Below are 15,763 nucleotides of genomic sequence, written 5' to 3'. Positions count from 1 at the left end.
GCCTCCGCGCGGGTTCGCTGGAGTGACTACACAGAGTACCTGCAAATGACGGAAAGTAAGAATGTCCGAACAAAGTCTTGACAGCATGCGGTGACGGGGCGCACAGTCGACACCGACAGCAGACGCAGCCGATCGCCGTGCGCGCCGTCCCGCCGAAACCGCATATGCCCACACCACACTCGGGAGTTCCCTCGTGACCGATACCCCCAACCAGGCCTTCGATGTCGTCGCCATCGGCCGCAGCGGCGTCGACGTGTATCCCCTGCAGGTCGGAGTCGGTTTGGAGCATGTCGAATCGTTCGGCAAGTTCCTCGGCGGCAGCGCAGCCAACGTGTCGGTGGCCGCGGCCCGGCTCGGCAACCGGGCGGCACTGATCTCCGGGGTCGGCGACGATCCCTTCGGCCGCTTCGTCCGCAACGAGCTCGCGAGACTCGGCGTCGACAACCGTTTCGTCACCACCCACGGCGAGTACCCGACGCCGGTGACGTTCTGCGAGATCTTCCCGCCCGACGACTTCCCGCTCTACTTCTATCGCAAGCCGTCCGCACCCGATCTGCAGGTCCGGGCCGACGAACTCGACCTCGACGCCGTACGCACCGCCCGGTTGTACTGGTCGACGGTCACCGGGCTCTCCGAAGAGCCCAGCCGCAGTGCTCATTTCGCGGCGTGGGAGGCCCGTGGGGCGAGCGCAGCGACGGGGAATCAACACAGCCGCAAGCCGCTGACGGTGCTCGATCTCGACTACCGGCCGATGTTCTGGGCCACTCCTGCCGCTGCCACCGAGCAGGTGCAGCGTGCCCTGCAGTACGTCACCGTCGCTGTCGGCAACCGCGAGGAATGCGAGATCGCCGTCGGTGAGACCAACCCGCACAGGGCCGCCGACGCGCTGCTCGACCTCGGCGTCGAGTTGGCGATCGTCAAACAGGGACCGCGGGGCGTGCTGGGCAAGACCAGGCACAGTGCGGTCACGGTGCCACCGAACCAGGTCGACGTGATCAACGGGCTCGGCGCCGGAGATGCCTTCGGCGGCAGCCTGATTCACGGCTTGCTGCACGACTGGCCGCTGGAGAAGACGCTGCGTTACGCCAACGCCGCCGGTGCCATCGTGGCGTCCCGGCTCGAATGCTCAACCGCGATGCCGACCGCCGCCGAGGTGGCCGACCTCGCCGAACAAACCGCCGTGGAGGCCGTCAATGTCTAAATGCCGAGACTATGCCGAAGTGACCCAGCTTCGGGCCACGGAGCCTGGTGCCGTCGCAAAAGCCTGGCAGGAACGCACCGCCCGCCCGACCGTACGTGGTGACGGCAGGCTGATGATCGTCGCCGCCGACCACCCGGCCCGCGGCGCGCTCGGCGTCGGGCCCCGGCCCACCGCGATGAACAGCCGCACCGATCTGCTGGACCGGCTGCGCGCGGCCCTGGCCGTCCCCGGTGTCGATGGCGTGCTCGCGAGCTCCGACATCCTCGACGATCTGGTACTGCTCGGCGCGCTTGAAGACAAGGTCGTGTTCTCCTCGTTCAACCGCGGCGGTCTGGCGGGCGCATCGTTCGAGCTCGACGACCGGATGACCGGGGCCACCGCCGCATCGACCGCCGCCGCCCGGATGAACGGCGGAAAGATGCTGTGCCGCATCGCTCTTGACGATCCCGGTACGGTGTCCACGCTGACGGCATGCGCACAGGCGATCGACGATCTGGCAGCTCATGGTCTGATCGCGATGCTCGAACCCTTCATGTCGGCCCGCGTCGACGGCAAGGTCCGCAACGACCTGTCCCCCGACGCCGTGATCAAGTCGGTCCACATCGGTCAGGGACTCGGATCGACCTCGGCCTACACCTGGATGAAACTGCCGGTGGTCCCCGAGATGGACCGGGTGATGGAAGCCACCACCCTGCCGACGCTGCTGCTCGGCGGCGATCCCGCCGATCCCGACGAGGCGTTCGCGTCCTGGGAGAAAGCGCTGGCGCTGCCGTCCGTGCGAGGCTTGGTGGTGGGCAGAACCCTGCTGTATCCCAACGACGACGACGTCAGCGGCGCCGTCGCGACCGCCGTGAAGATGGTGCGCTGACATGCAGGACAAGTTGTACATTCCCGCCAACAGCGCAACAGCCCCGTACACCGTCGACATCACCCCGGAATCGGCAGGCTGGGCGGAATGCAGCCTGCATGTGGTGGATCTCGACGGCGTCGAATCGATCACCCGCAGCACCGGCGACACCGAAGTGATGATCCTGCCGCTCGCCGGCGGCGGCACCGTGCAGTGCGGCGACGAGACGTTCGAATTGTCGCCTCGCGCATCTGTGTTCGACGGTCCCGCCGACATGGTCTATGTCGGTACGGGTCAGACCTACACGTTGCGCGGCCACGGCCGCGTCGCGATCTGCGGCGCCCGCGCCACCCGCTCCTACCCCAACCGGCGGGTCGCCGCCGCCGACGTCGCGGTGGAACTGCGCGGCGCGGGTAACTGCAGCCGGCAGGTGCACAACTTCGGCACGGCGACGGCGTTCGAAGCCGACTCGCTGATCGCCTGTGAGGTGATCACCCCCGGCGGCAACTGGTCGAGCTACCCCGCGCACAAGCACGACGAGAACACCGACGTCGAGACGCAGCTGGAGGAGATCTACTACTTCGAGATCGACGACAGCCCGGCTGGGACACCGGGTTTCGGCTACCACCGGGTCTACGGCACGCCGCAGCGTCCGATCGAGGTGCTCGAGGAGGTGCGTTCCGGTGATGTCGTCCTGGTGCCACACGGCTACCACGGTCCGTCCATCGCCGCACCCGGCCACCACATGTACTACCTCAACGTGATGGCCGGGTCCGGTCCCGAGCGCGCGTGGAAGATCTGCGACGACCCCGCTCACACATGGCTGCGCAGCAGCTGGGAACACCAGTCCGTCGACCCACGCCTCCCCTTCACCGCCTCCGAAGGAGCCTGAACATGGTTTCGACCGCACCCAAGTCGACCGAGAAGTACACCGACACCGAACCCACCGTGCGACTCACCGTGGCGCAGGCGGCCATCCGGTTCCTCGCCAACCAGTACGTCGAACGCGACGGCGAGCGCACCAAGTTCTTCGCAGGCTGCTTCGGCATCTTCGGCCACGGCAACGTGGCCGGCCTGGGCCAGGCGCTGCTGCAGGACGAGGTCGAGGCCCGCGAGGCCGGGCGCGAACCAGGTCTGAAATACGTGCTGGGCCGCAACGAACAGGCCATGGTGCACAGCGCCGTCGCCTACGCCCGCCAGAAGGACCGCCTGCAGGCCTGGGCTGTCACCGCCAGCGTGGGCCCCGGCGCCACCAACATGCTCACCGGTGCGGCGCTGGCCACCATCAACCGCCTGCCTGTGCTGCTGCTGCCTGCCGACACGTTCGCCACCCGGGTCAGCGCGCCCGTGCTGCAGGAACTCGAGCTGCCGTCCTCCGGGGATGTCACCGTCAATGACGCCTTCAAGCCGTTGTCCCGGTACTTCGACCGGGTGTGGCGGCCCGAGCAGCTGCCCGCGGCGCTGTTGGGTGCCATGCGGGTGCTGACCGACCCCGTCGAAACCGGGGCCGCCACGGTGGCGATCCCGCAGGACGTACAGGCCGAGGCCCACGACTGGCCGGAATCGCTGTTTGCCGAACGAATCTGGCATATCGCCTGCCCGCTGCCCGAGCGCTCAGTGATCGCGCGTGCGGCCGAGGTGATCCGCTCGGCGCGCAAGCCGCTGATCATCGCCGGCGGTGGCGTGCACTACTCATTCGCCGAGGACGCACTCGCCGCGCTCTGCGAGCAGACCGGTATCCCGGTGGCAGAGAGCCAGGCCGGTAAGGGATCCCTGCGCTACGACCACCCCCAGTCGGTCGGTGCCGTCGGCTCCACCGGAACCACGGCCGCCAACGCCCTGGCCGCCGAAGCCGACGTGATCATCGGTATCGGTACCCGCTACAGCGATTTCACGTCGGCGTCGCGCACCGCCTTCAACAATCCCGACGTACGTTTCGTCAACATCAATGTGGCGTCACTCGATTCGGTCAAACAGGGCGGCATCAGCGTCGTCTCCGACGCGCGGGAAGCCATCGAGGCCCTGGGCCCCGCACTCGGCGACTACGCCGTGAGCGACGAATACCGCTCGCGGATCACCGAACTCGCCGCCGACTGGGAGGACAACGTGTCCTCGGTGTACGCCACCTCCGACGACGGCGCCGCGCTGAACCAGAACCAGGTCATCGGTCTGGTGAACACGCTGTCGGATCCGCGCGACGTGGTGGTGTGTGCCGCCGGCTCGATGCCGGGCGACCTGCACAAGCTGTGGCGCACCCGCGATCGCAAGGGCTATCACGTCGAATACGGCTACTCCTGCATGGGATACGAGATCGCCGGCGGCATCGGGGTACGGATGGCTGCGCCCGACCGCGATGTGTTCATCATGGTCGGCGACGGTTCGTACCTGATGATGGCCACCGAGATCGTCACCGCCGTACAAGAAGGCATCAAGGTGATCCCGGTACTGGTGCAGAACCATGGATTCGCTTCCATCGGTGGGCTTTCTGAATCGCTGGGCTCGCAGCGGTTCGGCACCTCCTACCGCTACCGCAGCGCCGACGGCCGGCTCGACGGCGAACTACTGCCTGTCGATCTGGCTGCCAACGCGGCGAGCTTGGGCGCCGACGTCATCAAGGTCGGCACCGCAGCCGAGTTCACCGATGCGGTCAAGGTCGCCAAGGCTGCCGACCACATCACCGTCATCCACGTGGAAACCGATCCGCTGATCTATGCGCCCGACAGCCAATCCTGGTGGGACGTCCCGGTGTCCCAGGTCTCCACGCTGGAGTCCACCCAGACCGCATATGAACGTTATGCGGACTGGAAGAAAGTGCAACGCCCCCTCATCAACCCGTCAGATCGTTAGAAGGACCCCGTAGTGAGCAAGATTCTCGTTGGTTCGGCCCCCGACTCCTGGGGCGTGTGGTTTCCCGATGACCCCAAGCAGACGCCGTACCCGCGCTTCCTCGACGAGGTCGCCGAATCAGGTTACGAGTGGATCGAACTGGGACCGTTCGGCTACCTGCCGACCGACCCGCAACAGCTGGCCGACGAACTGGCCAAGCGCAACCTGAAGCTGTCGGCGGGCACGGTGTTCGAGCACCTGCATCAAGACGACGCGTGGGATGCGGTCTGGACCCAGATCGAGGACGTCGCGCGCCTCACCGCCGCGGTCGGCGGCAAGCACGTCGTCGTGATCCCCGAGATGTGGCGCGATCCGGCGACCGGCGCGGTGCTGGAGGACCGCACCCTCACCCCCGAGCAGTGGCGCAAGAAGACCCAGGGCATGAACGAACTGGGCAAGGCCATGTTCGAGAAGTACGGTGTGCGTGCGCAATACCACCCGCACGCCGACAGCCACGTCGACACCGAGGAGAACGTGTACCGGTTCCTCGACGGCACCGACGGTGAGTTCGTCAACCTGTGCCTGGACACGGGTCACATCAGCTACTGCGGCGGCGACAACATCGCGATCATCCGCCGCGCCCCCGAGCGCATCGGCTACCTGCACCTCAAGCAGGTCGATCCCGAGGTGCGGGCCAAGGTCGAGGCCGAGGACCTGCCGTTCGGTGAGGCCGTCAAGCTCGGCGCCATGACCGAGCCGCCGCTGGGCATCCCGGAGATGCCGCCGCTGCTCGCCGAGATCGAAAAGCTCGGCATCGACGTGTTCGCGATCGTCGAGCAGGACATGTATCCCTGCGAGGTTGACGCACCCCTGCCCATCGCCAAGCGGACCCAGTCCTACCTGGGGTCCTGTGGTGTTCCGTCTGTGAAGTTCCGCTAGGAGAACAATGTCCGACCTGCGTATCGCCGTGCTCGGCGTCGGCATCATGGGTGCCGATCACGTCGCGCGGCTGGCCACCCGCATCTCTGGTGCCCGGGTGACCGTGGTGAACGACTTCCTCACCGAGAAGGCCGAGGCCGTCGCCGCGGGCGTCCCCGGCTGCCGCGCCGTCGGCGACCCCTTGGACGCGATCGCCGATCCCGACATAGACGCGGTGGTGCTGGCCACGCCGGGGCCCACCCACGACAAACAACTGCTGGCATGCCTGGATCACGGCAAGCCGGTGTTGTGTGAAAAGCCGTTGACCACCGACGTGGAGTCGTCGCTCGAGATCGTCAAGCGCGAGGCCGAACTGGGCAAGCGACTCATCCAGGTCGGGTTCATGCGCCGTTTCGACGACGAGTACGTCCAGCTCAAGGCACTGATGGATGCCGGCGAATTCGGCCGGCCCCTCGTGCTGCACTGTGTGCACCGCAACCCGGCCGTGCCGCCGAGTTTCGACAGTTCGATGGTGGTCAAGGATTCGCTGGTCCACGAGGTCGACGTGACGCGGTTCCTGTTCGACGAAGAGATCGCGTCCATCCAGATCATCAAACCGGCCACCAATCCGGGTGCGCCGCAAGGCATCCAGGATCCGCAGATCGCGATCATGCGGACGAATTCAGGCAAACACGTCGACGTCGAGCTGTTCGTCACCACCGGCGTGGCCTACGAGGTGCGCACCGAGCTCGTCGGCGAAAAGGGTTCGGCTTTCATCGGACTCGATGTCGGGTTGATCCGTAAGGGTGGAGCCGGTACCTGGGGCGGGCAGATCACACCCGGCTTCCGGGAGCGGTTCGGCCGGGCTTACGACACCGAGTTCCAGCGGTGGGTCAATGCGGTGCAGCGTGGGAACGCCACCGGGGACTACACCGACGGGCCCAGCGCGTGGGACGGCTACGCCGCCGCGGCTGTGTGCGCCGCAGGCGTCGAATCCCTGCAATCCGGACAACCCGTCACGGTGGATATGGTCGACCGCGCCACCATCCCCGGCGCCTAGCCCCTCCACCGTTCACCTCTGCACCCCTGCACCCCTGCACCGCGAGCGTGCGTGTCTGTCCCCCGACACGCCGCTTGCGGTCGGCATTTTGCGCACACTCACGGGAGACGACAGTGACACAAGCGCGCTTGGTGGCAACGGCATGGACCAGCGCCGGCGACACCTCACCGATGCACAGTCCCGCGACGAGCCCCGTGCCCATCGCCGAACGCGTCGCGGCCGCGGCCGAAGCCGGGTACACCGGCCTCGGTCTCATCGCCGACGATCTGCGTGTGATCCGGGATACGTTGGGCTACCAGGGTCTTCGTGATCTGATCGCCGAGGCGGGGCTCACCCACATCGAGATCGAACTGCTCGAGCGGTGGTGGCTGCCCCGCGGGACGGCCGGCGATTCCTACGACGTCCGCGAGCTGTTGTTCGAGGCCGCTGACACACTCGGCCCGGCATTCATCAAGATCGGCTCCGAACTCGGGTCCCGCACAGCGCATCCCGAGGCGCTGGTCGCCCCACTGCGGGAACTCGCCGATCAAGCGGCCGAACACGGCACTCGCATCGCCATCGAGACCATGCCGTTCTCGATCATCTCGACGGTGCAGCTGGGAGCCGACATCGTCACGGCCGCAGCCCATCCCGGCGTCGGGCTGCTGGTGGACGCCTGGCATGTGTTCCGCGCGGGCACGTCCCTGGACGAGCTGCGCAGCACCTTGTCACCCGGGATGGTGTTCGGGGTCGAGCTCGACGATGCCGCCGCCACCGTCGTCGGATCGTTGTTCGAGGACACCGTCGAGCGCCGGTTGCTCTGCGGCGAAGGCATATTCGACCTTGCCGGCCTGGTGGCGGTGTTACGCGACCAAGGTTTCGACGGTCCGTGGGGGGTGGAGATCCTGTCGGCCCCATTCCGAAAGCTGCCGGTTCGCGAAGCGCTCAAACTGGCGGCCGACTCGGCGCGTTCGGTGCTCTGACCCGGCGGATCGCCGGATGTGGGGCTGCGGTTACCGGGGTCCCGGACGGGACCAACCCCACACCCGGCGACGACCACCTCAGAGGATGTAGAGCATTTCCTGGTAGGTCGGCAACGGCCACAGGTCGTCTGCCACCACACCCTCCAACGCATCTGACGCAGCCCGCACCTCCGCCATCGCGGGCAGCAGCGCGTCCCGGGCATTGCCCGCCTCTTCGAAGGCATCGGCACTGTCGTGGGACAGCCCCGCCTTCAGCTTGGCCAAGGCGGCCGTCAGGGCACTGATCGATTCCGAAACCTGTTGCAGCAGCGTCATATCCGGCTCAACACCGACGGCCTTGAGGGAAGCGGCGTTCTGTGCCAGCTCAGTTTGGTACCGGATCGCCGCGGGCAGGATCACCGTTGACCCGATCTCGAGTGTCAGCTTTGCTTCGACGCCTATGGTCAGCGCGTACTGCTCCAACCGGACCTCGTAGCGACTGTGCAACTCACGCTCGTTGAACACCCCGTACTTCTCGAAAAGCTCGACAGAATCAGGCGCGATCAGCGCAGGCAACGCGTCCAACGTGGTCTTGAAGTTGGGCAGGCCCCGAGCGGCGGCTTCGATCTGCCAGTTCTCCGAGTAACCGTCACCGTTGAACACCACCGCGCCATGCTCAGTGATGATGTCGGTGAGCAACTTCTGCACTGCGGTGTCGAAGTCCTCCCCTTCGGCCACCGCATGCTCCAGGAGTGTCGCGATGTGATCGAACGACTCGGCCATGATGGTGTTGAGAATGATCATCGGCACCGCGACGGTCTGGCCCGAACCCGGTGCCCGGAATTCGAAACGGTTGCCGGTGAAGGCAAACGGGCTGGTGCGGTTGCGGTCACCCGGATCGGTCGGCAGGACTGGCAAGGTGTCGACGCCGATGATCATCGAGCCCTTACCCTTTGACGACGTCGCCGCGCCCTTGGCGATCTGGTCGAACACGTCGGCCAGCTGGTCGCCGAGGAAGATCGAGATGATGGCCGGTGGTGCCTCGTTGGCACCCAACCGGTGATCGTTGGTGGCCGAGGCCACCGAAACACGCAGCAGCCCAGCGTATTTGTGCACCGCACGGATGACCGCCGCGCAAAACACCAGGAACTGGGCGTTCTCGTGAGGAGTATCACCGGGCACCAGCAGCGATCCGAGTTCGGCGTTGCCGACCGAGAAGTTGACATGCTTGCCCGACCCGTTGACGCCGGCGAACGGCTTCTCATGGAACAGGCATTCCATGCCGTGCTTCTTGGCGATGGTCTTGAACACCGTCATCAGCAACTGCTGGTGATCGGAGGCGAGGTTGGCCCGCTCGAACATCGGGGCCACCTCGAACTGGCCGGGCGCCACCTCGTTGTGCCGAGTCTTGGCGGGGATTCCGAGTTTGAACAACTCGCGCTCGGTGTCCATCATGAAGCCCAGCACCCGCTCGGGTACCGCGCCGAAGTAGTGGTCGTCGAATTCCTGTCCCTTGGGCGGTTTCGCGCCGAACAACGTCCGCCCGGCGTTGATGAGGTCCGGCCGAGCCAGGAAGAAGTGCCGGTCCACGAGGAAGTACTCCTGCTCGGGACCGCAGAACGATACGACCTTCTCCAGGTTCTTGTGGCCGAACAGCTTCAGGATGCGTTCGGCATGGATGCCCATGGCCTGTTGGCTGCGCAGCAACGGGGTCTTGTAGTCCAGGGCCTCACCGGTCATCGATACGAAAACCGTTGGGATACAGAGCGTATTACCGTTCGGGTTCTCCAGGATGTAAGCGGGGCTGGTGACGTCCCAACCGGTATACCCCCGCGCCTCGAAGGTGCTGCGCAGCCCGCCGGAGGGGAAGCTCGAGGCGTCGGGCTCACCCTGGATGAGCGTCTTGCCGGCAAATTCAGCCAGCGTCTGGCCGTCGGAGACGGGTTCCAGGAAGGAATCGTGCTTCTCGGCGGTCAGCCCGGTCATCGGGTAGAACACATGCGCGTAATGGGTGGCACCCATCTCCAACGCCCAGTCCTTCATCGCCGCGGCGACTGCATCCGCCACCGACAGGTCGAGCTTGGCGCCCTTCTCGATGGTTGCGACGACGGACTTGTAGACCGATTTCGGCAGCCGCGCTTGCATCTCGGCCTTGGTGAACACGTTGGCGCCGAAGATCGAGCCCGGCGCTTCGCCAGGGACGAAACTGATTGCCGGCGGTACGTAGGCTTCGACGTTGGTGATGGCCTGCAGACGGGCTGCGTTTGCGCTCAATGGACTTCCTTATCGCTACATGTGCGTGACCGGCCAACAGTAGGAAGGCTCGATGGCGGGCCTGTTACTTGCACGTCAAGGGCGGAATACCGACGTTAACGCTGGCGTCAGGGCTGTCGGCCCGCCCTGAACCGCACACCCGGTGCACCAACCGCCCCCGCCGCGCGAGGGACTAAGTTGGAACCATGACCGGGAGGCGGCAACCGTGGGCCGAGTGACCACACGACGCCGGGCCACCCACCTGAACGCGACCGGGGTGGAGAAGCGGCCGGAGACGCTCGTCGTCGAAGAGCCACTGGAGATTCGGCTCAACGGGACACCCATCACCGTCACCATGCGCACGCCCGGCTCGGATGTCGAGCTGGCACAAGGCTTTCTGCTCACCGAAGGCGTCATCGGCAGTCGCGACGACGTGCTGACCGTGCGGTACTGCCGCGGCGCGACCGAGGACGGCACCAACACCTACAACGTGCTCGACGTGACCTTGGCGCCCGGCGTGGAGGCACCGGCGGTCGACGTCACCCGCAATTTCTACACCACCTCGTCGTGCGGGGTGTGCGGCAAGGCGTCGCTGGAGGCCGTGCGACTGATCAGCCGCTACTGCCCGGGTGACGATCCGTCGACGATAGCGGCCGAGACGCTCTCGGCGCTGCCGCCCCGGCTGCGGGAGGCGCAGAAGGTTTTCGCCAGCACCGGTGGTCTGCACGGGGCCGGCCTGTTCACGACCGACGGCACCCTACTCGTGGTACGCGAAGACATCGGCAGGCACAACGCGGTCGACAAGGTCATCGGCTGGGCTCTCGAACAGAACCGGATACCGCTGACGGGCACCGTGCTCCTGGTCAGCGGCCGGGCCTCGTTCGAACTCACCCAGAAGGCCGTCATGGCGGGCATCCCGGTGCTGGCCGCCGTGTCGGCGCCGTCCTCGCTGGCTGTGGACCTGGCCGCGCAATCGGGTCTCACCCTGGTCGCGTTCCTGCGGGGCGATTCGATGAACGTCTACACCCGCCCGGACCGGGTCCTCTCTTCGTAGGTCGTCGAAAATGCACTGAGGGTCGTGATCCGCTTGGAATCACGACCCTCAGTGCAATCTCGACGAAAGCTAGGCGCTCTTGTCGCGGCGCTCGGCCCGCGAGGGCTTGCGCGGCACGATGGTCGGCAGCACGTTGTCCTGCACGGTCTCCTTGGTGACGACCACCTTGGCGACGTCGTCGCGGCTGGGGATGTCGTACATGACCGGCAGCAGCACCTCTTCCATGATGGCGCGCAGGCCGCGGGCACCGGTGCCGCGGTGGATCGCCTGATCTGCGATGGCTTCCAGCGCCTCGTCGGTGAACTCCAACTCGACGCCATCCATCTCGAACAGCCGCACGTACTGCTTGACCAGCGCGTTCTTGGGCTCGGAGAGGATCTTGACCAACGACTCCTTGTCGAGGTTGATCACCGACGCCACCACGGGCAACCGGCCGATGAACTCGGGGATGAGCCCGAACTTGATCAGGTCCTCGGGCATGACCTCGGCGAAATGGTCCTGGGTGTCGATCTCGGCCTTGGACCGCACCTCGGCACCGAAGCCGAGGCCGCGCTTGCCGACGCGGTCGGAGACGATCTTCTCCAGGCCAGCGAAGGCACCCGCCACGATGAACAGCACGTTGGTGGTGTCGATCTGGATGAATTCCTGATGCGGATGCTTGCGACCACCCTGCGGGGGCACCGAGGCCTGCGTGCCTTCGAGGATCTTCAGCAGCGCCTGCTGCACACCCTCACCGGAGACGTCGCGCGTGATCGACGGGTTCTCGCTCTTGCGGGCGATCTTGTCGACCTCGTCGATGTAGATGATGCCGGTCTCGGCCCGCTTGACGTCGTAGTCGGCGGCCTGAATCAGCTTGAGCAGAATGTTCTCGACGTCCTCGCCGACGTACCCGGCCTCGGTGAGCGCCGTCGCGTCGGCGATGGCGAACGGGACGTTGAGCATCTTGGCGAGAGTCTGCGCCAGATAGGTCTTACCGCAGCCGGTGGGCCCCAGCATGAGGATGTTCGACTTGGTCAGCTCCACCGGTTCCGAGCGCGAGTCGCGGGACTTCTCGCCGGCCTGGATGCGCTTGTAGTGGTTGTAGACGGCCACCGCCAGGGTCCGCTTCGCGGTGTCCTGGCCGATCACGTAGCCCTCGAGGAATTCGCGGATCTCCGCGGGTTTGGGCAGCTCGTCGAGCTTGACGTCGTCAGCGTCAGCGAGCTCTTCCTCGATGATCTCGTTACACAGGTCGATGCACTCATCGCAGATATAGACGCCGGGACCCGCGATGAGCTTTTTGACCTGCTTCTGGCTCTTTCCACAGAACGAGCACTTCAGCAGGTCACCGCCGTCTCCGATGCGCGCCATTCGGGGGGTCCTACTTCCTGTTCACGGTCAGTCGTTTCGCCATTTCGAGGGTTTCCCCGGGCGTTAAACCCGACGCTACCCGTTCGCTCCTCCGCGGTGCGACCGATAAAGCCGAATCGCGTCGGTGATATTTACCTGTGCAGGAGAACATATCGTCTCCGGCCGCTCACGGCCCTCAGTGCGCTGACTGTTTCGGGGGCGTGTCGCTGCCGGAGACGATCGGTCGGGCCTACGACTTCTGCGCCGACAGCTTCCGGTACTCCAGCACCGTGTCGATGATGCCGTAATCCTTGGCCTGCTCGGCGGTGAGAATCTTGTCGCGGTCGGTGTCCTTGCGGATGACCTCGGGATCCTTGCCGGTGTGCCGCGCCAGCGTGGTCTCCATCAAGGTACGCATGCGCTCGATCTCGGCGGCCTGGATCTCCAGGTCGGAGAACTGGCCCTGGATGACGCCACCCAGCGAGGGCTGGTGGATGAGCACCCGGGCGTTGGGCAGTGCGAGACGCTTGCCGGGGGTTCCGGCGGCGAGCAGCACCGCGGCGGCCGACGCGGCCTGACCCAGGCACACGGTCTGGATGTCGGCCCGCACGTACTGCATGGTGTCGTAGATCGCCATCAGCGAGGTGAACGAGCCACCGGGCGAGTTGATGTACATGGTGATGTCCCGGTCGGGATCCAGCGACTCCAGCACCAGCAGCTGCGCCATGATGTCGTTGGCCGACGCGTCGTCCACCTGCACGCCGAGGAAGATGATGCGCTCCTCGAACAGCTTGTTGTACGGGTTCGACTCCTTGACGCCGAAGCTGCTGTGCTCGATGAACGACGGCAGGATGTAGCGGGCCTGCGGCTGCAGGCGGGGATCAGTGTGGTCGGTCATTTGTCTAGTCCTGCTCCCGGTCCGGTGCCGTTGACGTTGGCGCTGGTGATGATGTGGTCGACGAACCCATACTCCAGGGCTTCCGGTGCGGTGAACCAGCGGTCGCGGTCGGAGTCGGCCTCGATGCGCTCGATCGTCTGCCCGGTGAACTCGGCGTTGAGGCGGAACATCTCCTTCTTGATGACCGTGAACTGCTCGGCCTGGATCGCGATGTCGGCCGCGCTACCGGTGACACCGCCGAGCGGCTGGTGCATCAGGATGCGGGCGTGCGGCAGCGCGTAGCGCTTGCCCTTGGTCCCCGCGGCGAGGAGGAACTCCCCCATCGACGCGGCCATGCCCATCGCGTAGGTCGCGATGTCGCACGGCGCCAGCACCATGGTGTCGTAGATCGCCATGCCCGCGCTGATGGAGCCGCCGGGCGAGTTGATGTACAGGTGGATGTCCTTGGTCGGATCCTTCGCCGACAGCAGCAGAATCTGCGCGCACAGCCGGTTGGCAATGTCGTCGTCAACTTGGGAGCCCAGGAAGATGATCCGCTCGGAGAGCAGTCGCTCGTACACCGAGTCGACAAGGTTGAGCCCTGCCCCGGCGCCACGCATGTCAGTCACGACTGGATACCTGCTTTCTCTTACGTCTTGGTACTGACGACATTAACCAACCTGGAACGCCACGCACTCCCAGACAGGGGCGCGTTCGCTCACAGCGTCACTCGGCGCTGTCGGCGTCCTTGTCGGCCTCGTCGCTGCTGACCTGCTCACCCTCGGCTTCGCCGTTACCGACCGGACCGAAGAGTTCGGTGGTGTCGACGACCGTGCCCTCGGTGTCGGTGACAGTGGCGGCGTGCACGACGGCGGCGATGGTCAACGCGCGCCGCACATCGGCGAACATGGCCGGCAGCTGGTTGTTCTGCTGCAGGAGCTGGATCAACTGCTGCGGCTCGATGCCGTACTGACGCGACATCAGCACCAGCCGCTCGGTGAGGTCGTTCTGGCCCACCTGGACGTCGAGCTTGTCGGCCAGCGCATCCATCAGCAGCTGGGTCTTGATGGCCTTCTCCGCGTGCGTGCGGTTGTCGGCGTCGAATTCCTCACGGCTGCTGCCCTGTTCGGTCAGCTGCTCGGCGAACTTGTCCTCGTCGTGGTCGAGGGCGTGGATCCGGTTGTGCAGGGTGTCGTCGATCTGGGCCTGCACGATGTTCTCCGGCAGCGGAACCTCGGTCTGCTCGAGGAGTTCCTCAAGCGCCTTGTCCCGGATCTGCTCGGCCTGCTGCACGCTCTTGACGCGCTTCACCTGCTCGGCGAGGCTTTCCTTGAGCTCTTCGAAGGTGTCGAATTCGCTTGCCAGCTGGGCGAATTCGTCATCGGGCTCGGGCAGCTCGCGCTCCTTGACCGACTTGACGGTCACGGTCACCTCGGCGTCCTTGCCCGCGTGCTCGCCTGCGGCCAGCTTGGTGGTGAAGACCTTGGACTCACCCGCGGTCAGGCCGATGATGGCGTCGTCGAGACCGTCGATCAGCTGTCCCGAACCGACCTCGTGCGAGAGCCCCTCGGTCTTGGCCTCGGGCACATCCTCGCCGTCGACGGTGGCCGACAGATCGATGGAGACGAAGTCGCCCTCCTGCGCGGGGCGCTCGACACCGGTCAGGGTGCCGAACCGGGCGCGCAGCGACTGCAGCTCGGCGTCGACCTCTTCGTCGGTGACCTCGATCGGATCGACAGTGATCTTCAGCGCCTCCAGGTCGGGCAGCGTGATCTCGGGGCGGACATCCACCTCGGCGGTGAACACCAGCTCCTCGCCGTCCTCAAGCTTGGTGACCTCGATCTCGGGCTGGCCGAGCGGCTTGATGTCGGACGTCGACACGGCCTCGCTGTAGCGGCTGGGCAGGGCGTCGTTGACGACCTGCTCCAGCACGGCGCCGCGGCCGATGCGGGCCTCCAGCAGCTTGCGGGGGGCCTTGCCGGGACGGAAGCCGGGCAGGCGGACCTGCTTGGCCAGCTCCTTGAACGCCCGGTCGAAGTCCGGCTCCAACTCGGTGAAGGGCACCTCCACATTGATGCGCACCCGGGTGGGGCTCAGCTGCTCGACCGTGCTCTTCACTCTTGTTGCTCCTAGATAGTTCTGTCGTACTGGCGGGTGAGTCGGGGTGACAGGATTTGAACCTGCGGCCTTCCGCTCCCAAAGCGGATGCGCTACCAAGCTGCGCTACACCCCGTGTGCATCGTTTGTCTGCGTGGCCGATCGCGGGCGCGAACCCACAAAAGGACCACGCGAGATACTACGGCCTGACCACCTGAAGCCTTCAATTGGATTTGATTGGGGGCACACCGGTACAGTGCTGGTGCTGCACATGCGGGCGTAGCTCAATGGTAGAGCCCTAGTCTTCCAAACTAGCTACGCGGGTTCGATTCCCGTCGCCCGCTCCACAGAGACCGCCCT

The 15,763-nt window shown here is 65.7% G+C and carries 13 protein-coding genes and 2 tRNA genes; 9 read left to right on the top strand and 6 right to left on the bottom strand.

Translation table 11 applies throughout. From position 1 onward, the window contains the following. Nucleotides 1–193: 193 nt before the first annotated feature. The 7 genes from iolC (at nucleotide 194) to BST13_RS00245 (ending at nucleotide 7,814) form a co-directional block, all read left to right on the top strand. Nucleotides 194–1,201: a 5-dehydro-2-deoxygluconokinase gene (gene iolC, locus BST13_RS00275; protein WP_083159445.1), complete on the top strand. Its 1,008-nt coding sequence runs from the start codon at nucleotides 194–196 to the stop codon at nucleotides 1,199–1,201. Beyond that, nucleotides 1,194–2,069, top strand: a complete 876-nt coding sequence (locus tag BST13_RS00270; protein ID WP_083159443.1) for a Cgl0159 family (beta/alpha)8-fold protein — start codon at nucleotides 1,194–1,196, stop codon at nucleotides 2,067–2,069. The genes iolC and BST13_RS00270 overlap by 8 nt, the downstream gene beginning before the upstream one ends. Before the next feature lies 1 nt (nucleotide 2,070). Further along, complete coding sequence (gene iolB / locus BST13_RS00265; RefSeq protein WP_083159441.1) at nucleotides 2,071–2,940, top strand: 5-deoxy-glucuronate isomerase; 870 nt, start codon at nucleotides 2,071–2,073, stop codon at nucleotides 2,938–2,940. 2 nt (nucleotides 2,941–2,942) lie between these two features. Next, nucleotides 2,943–4,895: a 3D-(3,5/4)-trihydroxycyclohexane-1,2-dione acylhydrolase (decyclizing) gene (gene iolD / locus BST13_RS00260; protein ID WP_083159439.1), complete on the top strand. Its 1,953-nt coding sequence runs from the start codon at nucleotides 2,943–2,945 to the stop codon at nucleotides 4,893–4,895. A gap of 12 nt (nucleotides 4,896–4,907) precedes the next feature. After that, nucleotides 4,908–5,813 carry a sugar phosphate isomerase/epimerase family protein gene (locus tag BST13_RS00255; protein ID WP_083159437.1) on the top strand — a complete coding sequence of 302 codons (906 nt, stop codon included), beginning with the start codon at nucleotides 4,908–4,910 and terminating at the stop codon, nucleotides 5,811–5,813. Between the two features lie 7 nt (nucleotides 5,814–5,820). Then, nucleotides 5,821–6,852, top strand: a complete 1,032-nt coding sequence (locus BST13_RS00250; RefSeq protein ID WP_083159435.1) for a Gfo/Idh/MocA family protein — start codon at nucleotides 5,821–5,823, stop codon at nucleotides 6,850–6,852. Between the two features lie 113 nt (nucleotides 6,853–6,965). Next, nucleotides 6,966–7,814, top strand: a complete 849-nt coding sequence (locus BST13_RS00245; RefSeq protein ID WP_245839221.1) for a sugar phosphate isomerase/epimerase family protein — start codon at nucleotides 6,966–6,968, stop codon at nucleotides 7,812–7,814. Nucleotides 7,815–7,892: 78 nt separating this feature from the next. Here BST13_RS00245 and BST13_RS00240 read toward each other — a convergent pair whose 3' ends face one another. After that, on the bottom strand, nucleotides 7,893–10,067 hold the full coding sequence (locus tag BST13_RS00240; RefSeq protein ID WP_083159433.1) for a glutamine synthetase III family protein: 2,175 nt from the start codon (nucleotides 10,065–10,067) through the stop codon (nucleotides 7,893–7,895). A 205-nt stretch (nucleotides 10,068–10,272) separates the two neighbouring features. Between BST13_RS00240 and fdhD the strand changes: the two genes are divergently transcribed. Continuing rightward, entirely contained in the window at nucleotides 10,273–11,100 is an 828-nt protein-coding gene (gene fdhD, locus BST13_RS00235; protein WP_083159431.1) for a formate dehydrogenase accessory sulfurtransferase FdhD, read from the top strand. 69 nt (nucleotides 11,101–11,169) lie between these two features. Here the strand turns inward: fdhD and clpX are convergent, their stop codons facing one another. From clpX to BST13_RS00210, 5 genes are all read right to left on the bottom strand, one after another. Beyond that, nucleotides 11,170–12,450, bottom strand: coding sequence for an ATP-dependent Clp protease ATP-binding subunit ClpX (clpX, locus tag BST13_RS00230; protein WP_083159429.1), 1,281 nt, complete (start codon nucleotides 12,448–12,450; stop codon nucleotides 11,170–11,172). 229 nt (nucleotides 12,451–12,679) lie between these two features. Continuing rightward, complete coding sequence (clpP2, locus tag BST13_RS00225; protein ID WP_029372951.1) at nucleotides 12,680–13,327, bottom strand: ATP-dependent CLP protease proteolytic subunit ClpP2; 648 nt, start codon at nucleotides 13,325–13,327, stop codon at nucleotides 12,680–12,682. After that, nucleotides 13,324–13,926: an ATP-dependent Clp protease proteolytic subunit gene (locus tag BST13_RS00220; RefSeq protein ID WP_083159427.1), complete on the bottom strand. Its 603-nt coding sequence runs from the start codon at nucleotides 13,924–13,926 to the stop codon at nucleotides 13,324–13,326. Before BST13_RS00220 ends, clpP2 begins: the two co-directional genes overlap by 4 nt. Before the next feature lie 106 nt (nucleotides 13,927–14,032). Further along, nucleotides 14,033–15,424 carry a trigger factor gene (tig, locus tag BST13_RS00215; protein ID WP_083159425.1) on the bottom strand — a complete coding sequence of 464 codons (1,392 nt, stop codon included), beginning with the start codon at nucleotides 15,422–15,424 and terminating at the stop codon, nucleotides 14,033–14,035. A 41-nt stretch (nucleotides 15,425–15,465) separates the two neighbouring features. Then, nucleotides 15,466–15,539, bottom strand: a tRNA-Pro gene (locus BST13_RS00210). A 137-nt stretch (nucleotides 15,540–15,676) separates the two neighbouring features. On the opposite strand from BST13_RS00210, the gene BST13_RS00205 reads away from it, so the two are divergent. Next, a tRNA-Gly gene (locus BST13_RS00205) sits at nucleotides 15,677–15,750 on the top strand. Nucleotides 15,751–15,763 lie beyond the last annotated feature (13 nt).

Source organism: Mycobacterium aquaticum, from assembly GCF_002086485.1.
GTDB classification, from domain to species: Bacteria; Actinomycetota; Actinomycetes; order Mycobacteriales; family Mycobacteriaceae; genus Mycobacterium; species Mycobacterium aquaticum.
This window is presented reverse-complemented; position numbering and strand designations above follow the sequence as displayed.